The sequence below is a fragment of the Mesorhizobium sp. genome (genome assembly GCF_004962925.1).
Classification (GTDB): domain Bacteria; phylum Pseudomonadota; class Alphaproteobacteria; order Rhizobiales; family Rhizobiaceae; genus Mesorhizobium.
In genome coordinates, this window is sequence record NZ_SUEO01000076.1 from 17,025 (window position 1) to 25,296 (window position 8,272).

Here is an 8,272-nt window from a genome sequence, read left to right on the forward strand (position 1 = left end):
TGGTGCGAGTGTGAAAGCGCCGAGCAGCCAGTGCTGGATCTCGGACGCGATGCCGCCGACTGGTGGGATTCGGCAACGCGTCCGAGATCCAGCACTGGCTGCTCGGCGCTTTCACACTCGCACCATGGCGCCAGCATGCCGCCCGCGAACCATGACGCATTGCCGCCAAGGGCATGTCTTATCTCGGCAACCGTCACCGCCGCTCCACGTGTGGCGAACTCGAAGGCGGCTGTGAGGCCGGCGACGCCGGCCCCTGTGACCAGCACCCTCATGATGGCGTCTGCGCCCCTGGCATGCGTGGTGCACCGGTCTCGTCCGCCGGCACATAGAGATCACCGCCGTCGCGATATTTCGCCGCCATCGCCGCCATGCCCTCTTTCTGTGCCTCGGCGCGGATGTCGTGGGAGATGCGCATGGAGCAGAATTTCGGCCCGCACATCGAGCAGAAATGCGCCACTTTGTGCGCTTCCTTGGGCAAGGTCTGGTCGTGGAAGGAACGCGCGGTTTCGGGATCGAGCGACAGGTTGAACTGGTCCTCCCAGCGGAACTCGAATCTGGCCCGCGACAGCGCATCGTCGCGGAGCTTCGCCGCCGGGTGACCCTTCGCGAGGTCGGCGGCATGCGCCGCGATCTTGTAGGTGATCACGCCGGTCTTGACGTCGTCGCGATCGGGAAGGCCGAGATGTTCCTTCGGCGTGACGTAGCAGAGCATGGCCGTGCCGAACCAGCCGATCATCGCAGCACCAATGCCGGAGGTGATGTGGTCGTAGCCCGGCGCGATATCGGTGGTCAGCGGCCCCAGCGTGTAGAACGGCGCCTCGCCGCAGACGGCGAGCTGCTTGTCCATGTTCTGCTTGATCTTGTGCATCGGCACGTGACCAGGCCCCTCGATCATCACCTGACAATCCTTGGCCCAGGCGATCTGCGTCAGCTCGCCAAGCGTTTCCAGTTCGGCGAATTGCGCCGCGTCGTTGGCGTCGGCGATCGAGCCCGGACGAAGACCGTCGCCGAGCGAAAAGGACACGTCATAGGCCCGGCAGATGTCGCAGATTTCGGCGAAGTGCTCGTAAAGGAAGCTTTCGCGGTGATGGTGCAGGCACCATTTGGCCATGATTGAGCCGCCGCGCGAGACAATGCCCGTGACCCGGTCGACAGTCAGCGGGATGTAATGCAGCCGCACACCGGCATGGATGGTGAAGTAGTCGACGCCTTGTTCGGCCTGCTCGATCAGCGTGTCTCGATAGACCTCCCAGCTCAGATCCTCGGCGATGCCGCCCACCTTCTCCAGCGCCTGGTAGAGCGGCACCGTGCCGATCGGCACCGGCGCATTGCGCACGATCCATTCGCGGATGTTGTGGATGTTGCGGCCGGTCGACAGGTCCATCACCGTGTCGGCGCCCCAGCGGATCGCCCAGATCATCTTTTCGACCTCTTCGGCCATCGAGGAGGTGACCGCCGAGTTGCCGATATTGGCGTTGATCTTGACCAGGAAATTGCGACCGATGATCATCGGCTCGCTCTCGGGATGATTGATGTTGGCGGGAATGATCGCCCGTCCGCGCGCCACTTCCTCGCGGACGAATTCCGGGGTGACGAAGTCGGGAATTGCTGCGCCAAATGCCTCGCCGTCGCGCTGCAGCTTGCCGCGCAGCATCTCACGACCGAGATTCTCGCGGATGGCAACGAACTCCATTTCGGGGGTGATAATGCCGGCGCGCGCATAGGCAAGCTGGGTCACCGCCTTGCCTGCCTTGGCCCTGAGCGGTCGGTTGCGAATGGGAAATTCCGGCGTCAGGCGCTCGCCTGTCGCAAATCCGTTGTCTTCCGGCTGGACGTGGCGGCCGTCATAGGCCTCGACATCGCCGCGCGCTAAAATCCATTCGTGGCGAAGCCGGGCAAGACCGTTTTCAATGCTGGTTTCGACAGCCGGGTCGGTATAGGGGCCGGACGGATCGTAGACGGTGACGGGCGGCTCGCCGGCTGTCGGATGGACGGAGATTTCGCGCATCGGCACCTTGATCTGCGGGTGGAGGATGCCGGATTTGTGGATCTTGCGTGAGGCGGGCAGCGGTCCCGTCGACACGGCTGGGGCGAGGGCATTCATCTTGAGGCTCCTTTGCTCATGCATTGGAGACCCAGTTCTGTGCCGGAAGGATGAAAAGACGCTTCTGTCGACCTGCCGAAACAGGACCTCGGGCATAAACTCCCGCAAAGCGCTTGCACCGTCCCTACGCCAGTATGAACTGGATCAGGTTCAACGGGTCACTGCGCAGCGAAAGCAAGCAGTATCTCAGCCCCTTGCCGGGACTCCCCTGGTGAATGCGTCAGGTTGGACGGGCCGACGCTATCTTGTCAAGCGCATTCGGGCGCCTTCGGCCGGTGGCGATGACCGGCGGCCTGTCAAAACCGGGCGGAGAGCTCGCGCATGCATCGGGGACAAGTCACGCCCCGGAGACCAGGGCTGGAATGACCAAAGCCTCTTTCGCTTCGTGAAGGATGGAGAAACTGTATCGGCCATGTGCGTGGAGATCGACCGAGTAGCTCAGGCGGTCACGGATGTGGTTATCCTGGTCGAAGGTGACGATTCGCGGCTTCAGCGAGGTGATTTGCACCTCGTCCAGGTAGATGGAGTTGCAGATAATGATCTGGTCGTCGGGCTGGCAGGTGCGGGCGGCCGCTCGATTCAGGATGCAGCATCGGCGGCGTTCCCGATACCAATGATATCTTGCGGGCAACTTATGCAATCACCGGCTTCGTAAAACCCGACAGCGGCGGCCGTGTCCTGGCGCTGAGGATGTGCCGCTGTTCCAGCAGAGAAATCGCATGGGCCGCGGAGTGTTCGCTCTGCGTGGAAGAGTTGACGCAATCCTTTAGCGTACGACCGCCTTTGAAAGCAACTAAGCTATTGCATTGATATGTTGGTGCGGCGATCGATCGCTACATATCCGGCCGCCATTATCCGAGTATTGATCCGCCTGCTGTTGGCGTTGCCGTACATGGCAATCCCTGCGGGGGCGTCGGCGGCCGGATCGGCCGTGCTCCTCCAGTCTGAATTCCCCTGCCGAAAACTTTCCTGGCTTGGCTATGCATGCGGTAGATGAGATCGCCGCCTACCGCGACCTGGTCGAGGAAGGCATCGACGCGAAGAATATCGCCGCCCAGTTCGGACAGTCTGGTTATCGCCATGCGTCAGCGGCTCAGACTTGCGGTCTCGAGAGCGGCCTTGCGGGTCACCTCCCTTATGATTCAGATGTTGGAAGACGGCTTCTCGTTACCCAATAGAAATGGCGACTACGGAACGCGATCGCGGCCATCAGGAAACACCTGTCTTCGGCTCAACCTCGACATGGCGTCCGATCGACCGCAGATATACAGCTATCTCGTCCATGAGATGATCGCGTTCGCCGTAGATTTCAGCAATCCTACGCAGCTGTGGCTCGACGGCCCTCCGTTGCGCCGGCGTCAAATCAGCATCGCCAAAGACGTATCCCAAGTTGCCAATCGCGCAAATGTTGCAGCCGGCGTCCACAACTGCTTGCACGAATGCCGGAATGTCTTTTTCTTGCATGGTCTTCATGTCGAATCTCTCGTGAATGGCGTGCTTGCGCGCCCATGCTGCCTTTTCAGCGTGTCCTCTGGGCGGCGCAAGCCTTGAGCGTGATTGTGCCCGGGCAACCTCGACTATCCCGTCTGCCACGCTCTTTAGAGTCGGTGGGGTCTGGTGATCGCAGGCTGGGTCACTCAAAAGCCTGCAAGAAGAAAGTCATGGCGACCATTGCTCAAGATCGCAAGGGTGCGTGCAAGACCTTCCGTTGGCAGTCATGCACGCTCACCCAGAGATAGTCCGGCCGCGGAAATTCTCCCTTATTCGTAAGAAAGCTCATTGAGCAACTGGGCATTGAGCAACTGGGTCTCACGTCGCGGGTCTCGTGTGCTTCACAGCCGAAAATAGGGTACCGCCGTGGCAATTCTCGAAAAGTGCAGGTTACCTCGTTCAGGACACGGCGGATTGCCTTCCGACGGCACCCTTGCTGCAACGTGCGACCTAACGAGACATATCTCGTTCGCGTTCCCTCGACCTGTCTTCGTATTGCTGCTTGCCCTGCGATTTCAGGCCCTCTGCTAGCTCCTCGGCCGCTCTTTGGCCTGCAATGTCACTATTCAAGATCATGTCCGGCATCCCTGGATGGTCATAACCGTAACGCGCATGCAGCTTCCCTCAAGCGCAGCGCGTATCCGTCGATTAGTTTCGTCGTCCGGAACCCGAAGCCCTTATCCGGCCTGGTGTATCCATCATTCAACCGGTATACCGTTCCAAACTTTGGCGGACCATTTACCTCAGGCATGATCATCTCGCGTGACATTGTTTTTTGGCGGCGCCATCATCGCACGTGGCATTTTCTAAAAATCAAGACGTGTTAATTTGTAAAATCAGGGATGTGGCCGCGCCCGCTGCGAGGATTTGCAGGTAGCTCTTCAGCTCCAACACGATGTGTGAGGCGGCGGTGGAAAAAGGCAACCGACTTTTAATTGGCGGTACTTACTTCGGAAGCGCTGCAATCGATCCTGAGGATACTATTGATCGCGAGCGCCCAATGCGTCCGCCGTTGGATCCAGGTGACCTCGCCGCTCGCTCCGCGTTCGGCGCCCGTCGCAGAAAGGTAATCGCGCAATTGCTGCACATGCGCCTCGCGGACGTAGGCGTGGGATTCACGTCCGATTTCCAATTGATCGCGGCGTCGACCCGTCCTTTGATGATCGCGAAGGCATCGGCCCGTCCGGCGATATGCTTCGTCGCGAGCTCAGATTGCGATCTCGGGCACAAGGCGAGATCACAGTTCTGCGATCTGTGGTAACGCGAGCCCGCGAAGCGCCGCCGCGGCCTCTCTTTGGAATCTGGCCGAGAATCGTCGTCGTCTGAGATCAGTTGATCGAGCAGTTCGCGCGCGCGGGACGCGCTTGCGTCCAGTCTCTCCCGCGAGCTCGCCCGTGACAAGCTCCTCCATCAGCTTCTGAAGGATGACGCCCCGACGCGCTCCGGCACCGACCACCTCCGGATGCTCAACGTGGCTCTCTGAGGTCACGACCCCATCGAGAGGGTCGCCCAGCCGATCAGCGTCGTGCCAACTGGGCCGGCGCCAGACGACCGGTGGGGCACTTTCCTCAATGCACCGCTGTTCGGCGGCAAACATGTCGGAAGACTGCTCGTTCGGCGGGGAGGCCAGCGGCTGCGTTTCCCGACGCGCAAAGGACGAAGCTCCAGCTCGGGAATTTCATACTGACGCAGATCGATAGAGCTGAACCAGGAGTCTTTTGACGCCTGAGGGTGTGGGGGACAATCAGAATATCTCGCACCCGTATGCAGGCCACATACCAGGTACGCTCACGCTGATTGGCATCTCGCCGGTTCACCGCCATTGCCTCAAGATGGCGGCCCCGCGACACGCTGTGTGGGGTTTGTCAGGTCCGCGCCACAGGCTTGGTAAGCCGATGTGTTGTTTGCCGTCGGCTAAAGAGCTGAACAGCAAGCATAAACTTCTGTCGCCGGCTCGATCCGTCAGATTGGAACGAGATTTGCACCCTTGAGGGTGAGACGACGGCAGCAGCCGACCGGCTCTCCTGTCGCGGACCCCGCGATCGACATAACCAAGGAAGGAGCCCAGCATAGCACAGGCACCGCCAGCCGAGAACTCCCCGATGGCCGGCGCGAGCCATGGGTCGGTGGTAGATCGGCTGGTCGGCATCGACCTCGCTCGGGGCCTGGCTGTCTTCGGGATGGGTGCCGCCCATCTCGGTCCCGACCCCGGCGAAGGAGGACTAGTCGGGTTTCTGATGGAACTAACCCATGGGCGGTCGTCCGCCCTGTTTGCCGTATTGGCTGTTTTTTCGATTCTCCTGATTACCGGTCGCAAGGCGCCGAAGTCGGGGGTTGCAGGTAGACAGGCCATTGCCAGAGTCGCAATTCGTGCCCTTGTTTTGGTCGCGCCCGGGATGCGGCCCGACGCTTGGGCGGTGCCATGAAAGATGAAATGGCCGCCTCCGGTCTCGTTGACGAATTGGAGGCTATGGTGGCAAATAGGCGCGTTGTCTGATCGCCGCTTGGATACTGGCGGTCCGATCCTGCTCAGACATTTAGATCCTTCAAGTTCACCTTCGGCCGCGTCGGCATCTTGCCGACTGGCTTTACGCATCCACGTCATTCCGCCGATGCTTCTGCACCGGGCCAAGTCGACATTTATCCCCACTTGGTGCCTCTTACAGACCATCGTGTTTCAGCATCAGTCGGTTCCTATTTTGCCGAGATTCAGGACCGATTGATACTGTGCCGTTAGTGAACGCTACCCGGGATCTCGACTGGCTAAAGGCTCGTTGTTCGCAGCTCATCCTGGCCAAGACGTTGTTAGCTGGCCATTTCAACACCATCGAAGTGGCTGACCAGGTGAATGCAATGCTCGACCGCTTCCTAGCAGTCGGCCTCCGACGCCGCGCCACTACGCGTAAGTAAAATATGTGCGCAGGACGCTGCATACACGTTAGTGGTGGGTTTGGTCGGGTTACGACCGTCGATCAGCTGACCAGCTGTTTGATCGGGAGCTGGATCATCTGCCGCCGGAGGCGCGGTGGCGCGAATGGATGCAGCGCGTCGAGGCGACGATCTTTGCAGCCAGCGAGCCCGTTGGCCGTGCGACGCTGGCGCGGATCGTCGGCAAGAACTGCAGCATCGATCTGCTAATCGACGATATCCGCGAAGAGTTGCGCGGCCGGCCCCTATGATTTGGTCTCCGTCGCCGGCGGCTGGAAACACCTGACCCGCCCGGCCTATGCCGACGCCATCCGCAGTGCATTTGGCAAGGCCGTCGGAGACAGCGTGCGTGGTGTAGACCTGACCCAGTCGGACGTGCTGGTGTTGATGTGCATCGCCTATTTCCAACCGATCACCCGTGGAGAGCTATCGCCATTCTTCGGCAAGGAGATCAGCCGCGACCTGGTCGGCCATCTGCGTGGTGCGAAGCTCATCGCCTCCGGTCCACGCAGCCCGACCCCAGGCGCGCCCTACACCGACGTGACGACAAAAGAGTTCCTGGTGGAGTTCGGGCTCGACACGCTGCGCGACCTGCCGGATTTCGAGGCGCTCGAGGATGCTGGACTTCTGTCGAAGGGGAAGCTGCTGGAGGGCGCCATAGTGCCCGGCTTTTCCTCCCATCACTACAACGCCGACGTCGAGATCGAGGATTAGCTGCTCGCTGCCGCGCAGCAGCCGACCGCCGGCGCGTGATGCTGTTCAAATCTCCGCCGAACGTCGGGATCTTCGGTACGCATAAAGAGAAGCGGGTCTAATCAAACAATGAAGCGACACCCTTCGGTAGCAAGCGCCTCAAGTTGCGAGCTTGGCGTCCTTGGAAAACGGTAGGCGAAGGAGACGTGTACGTCAGTCAGTTATTACTGTGCTCAGGTGCTCTCTGGCTTGGCGCGAAGTCACTTCTTTGGTCTCATCTGCGGTCGAGCTGCCTCTGCGGCGTCACTTTGGATCTGCGATTAAAGTCTCAAGCTCCACGATATCTGCAGTGAATTTATGAGAGACGGACCGCGATGGGTACCGGCAGCTTGATTGTCGTAACTGTGGGTTTTAGCCGATCGTTAAAGATTCCACCCCTTTGCCATGTGGGTAACAGCGCCGTTTTTCCCATTGACGTCAAAACATCAGAACAAAGTACCTTAGCTCTACAGATTTAATAGAATATCGTTTGATCTGGTTTGGTGCGGCCTAGCGCGCATGCAAAGTGTGGGAGATTGATGACTTGGCACGATTATCGGTTCTCGGAATATCGGGCGGCGTAAGCAACCCGTCCCGCACCACGGCGGTGGTCAATGCGCTGGTCAAGGCGGTCGCGTTGCGCGTGCCTGCAGACACCGGTCTGATCGAGATCACGGAGGCGGCACCCTCACTTTTCGCCGGACTATCCCGCGGCGCACTTGGCGCATCTGGAGAAGCGATTATCCAGCGTGTCGAGAAGGCCGATTTGCTCGTGGTCGGAACGCCTGTCTATAGGGCTTCCTACACTGGCGCCCTCAAGCACCTGTTCGACCTGGTCGATTATCGCGCGTTGACGGGCAAGACCGTGCTTCTCGCCGCGACCGGCGGGAGCCCATACCATGGCCTGGTCCTCGAACATCAGCTCCGGCCATTGTTCGGCTTTTTTGGCGCTGTCACCGTCCCTACGGGCGTCTACGGCGCGCCCGACGATTTCGTCGATGGCGAAATCGTCGGCGC

General features: G+C 60.1%; 4 protein-coding genes, 3 pseudogenes and 1 riboswitch. Of the genes and pseudogenes, 3 read left to right on the top strand and 4 right to left on the bottom strand.

The genetic code is table 11. The features are described from left to right. From E5W87_RS16830 to E5W87_RS16845, 4 genes and pseudogenes are all read right to left on the bottom strand, one after another. Positions 1 to 272: pseudogene (locus tag E5W87_RS16830) on the bottom strand (FAD-dependent oxidoreductase); the annotation flags it as partial. Beyond that, positions 269 to 2,104 (bottom strand): phosphomethylpyrimidine synthase ThiC, encoded by a 1,836-nt coding sequence (gene thiC / locus E5W87_RS16835; RefSeq protein ID WP_292399549.1) that lies wholly within the window; start codon positions 2,102 to 2,104, stop codon positions 269 to 271. The pseudogene E5W87_RS16830 and the gene thiC, both read right to left, overlap by 4 nt. 103 nt (positions 2,105 to 2,207) lie before the next feature. Then, a riboswitch (TPP riboswitch) is annotated at positions 2,208 to 2,324 on the bottom strand. Positions 2,325 to 2,441: 117 nt separating this feature from the next. Then, positions 2,442 to 2,699, bottom strand: a pseudogene (locus E5W87_RS16840) (aspartate 1-decarboxylase); the annotation flags it as partial. Positions 2,700 to 3,313: 614 nt separating this feature from the next. Next, positions 3,314 to 3,577 carry a hypothetical protein gene (locus E5W87_RS16845; protein WP_287297655.1) on the bottom strand — a complete coding sequence of 88 codons (264 nt, stop codon included), beginning with the start codon at positions 3,575 to 3,577 and terminating at the stop codon, positions 3,314 to 3,316. 928 nt (positions 3,578 to 4,505) lie between these two features. Here E5W87_RS16845 and E5W87_RS16850 point away from each other — a divergent pair. The 3 genes and pseudogenes from E5W87_RS16850 to E5W87_RS16860 all read left to right on the top strand — a co-directional run. Next, the gene (locus E5W87_RS16850) at positions 4,506 to 4,856 is read left to right on the top strand and encodes a hypothetical protein (protein ID WP_128284582.1); all 351 of its coding nucleotides are present in this window, start codon (positions 4,506 to 4,508) and stop codon (positions 4,854 to 4,856) included. Between the two features lie 1,777 nt (positions 4,857 to 6,633). Next, positions 6,634 to 7,237 (top strand): annotated as a pseudogene (locus E5W87_RS16855) (SMC-Scp complex subunit ScpB). Positions 7,238 to 7,799: 562 nt separating this feature from the next. Next, positions 7,800 to 8,272: NAD(P)H-dependent oxidoreductase (locus E5W87_RS16860; RefSeq protein ID WP_292399552.1), on the top strand; the 473-nt coding region annotated here is incomplete at its 3' end.

Coding starts and splice junctions, on each gene's coding strand:
- thiC (WP_292399549.1), bottom strand. CDS start 2,104: ATGAATGCCCTCGCCCCAGCCGTGTCGACGGGACCGCTGCCCGCCTCA.
- E5W87_RS16845 (WP_287297655.1), bottom strand. CDS start 3,577: ATGAAGACCATGCAAGAAAAAGACATTCCGGCATTCGTGCAAGCAGTT.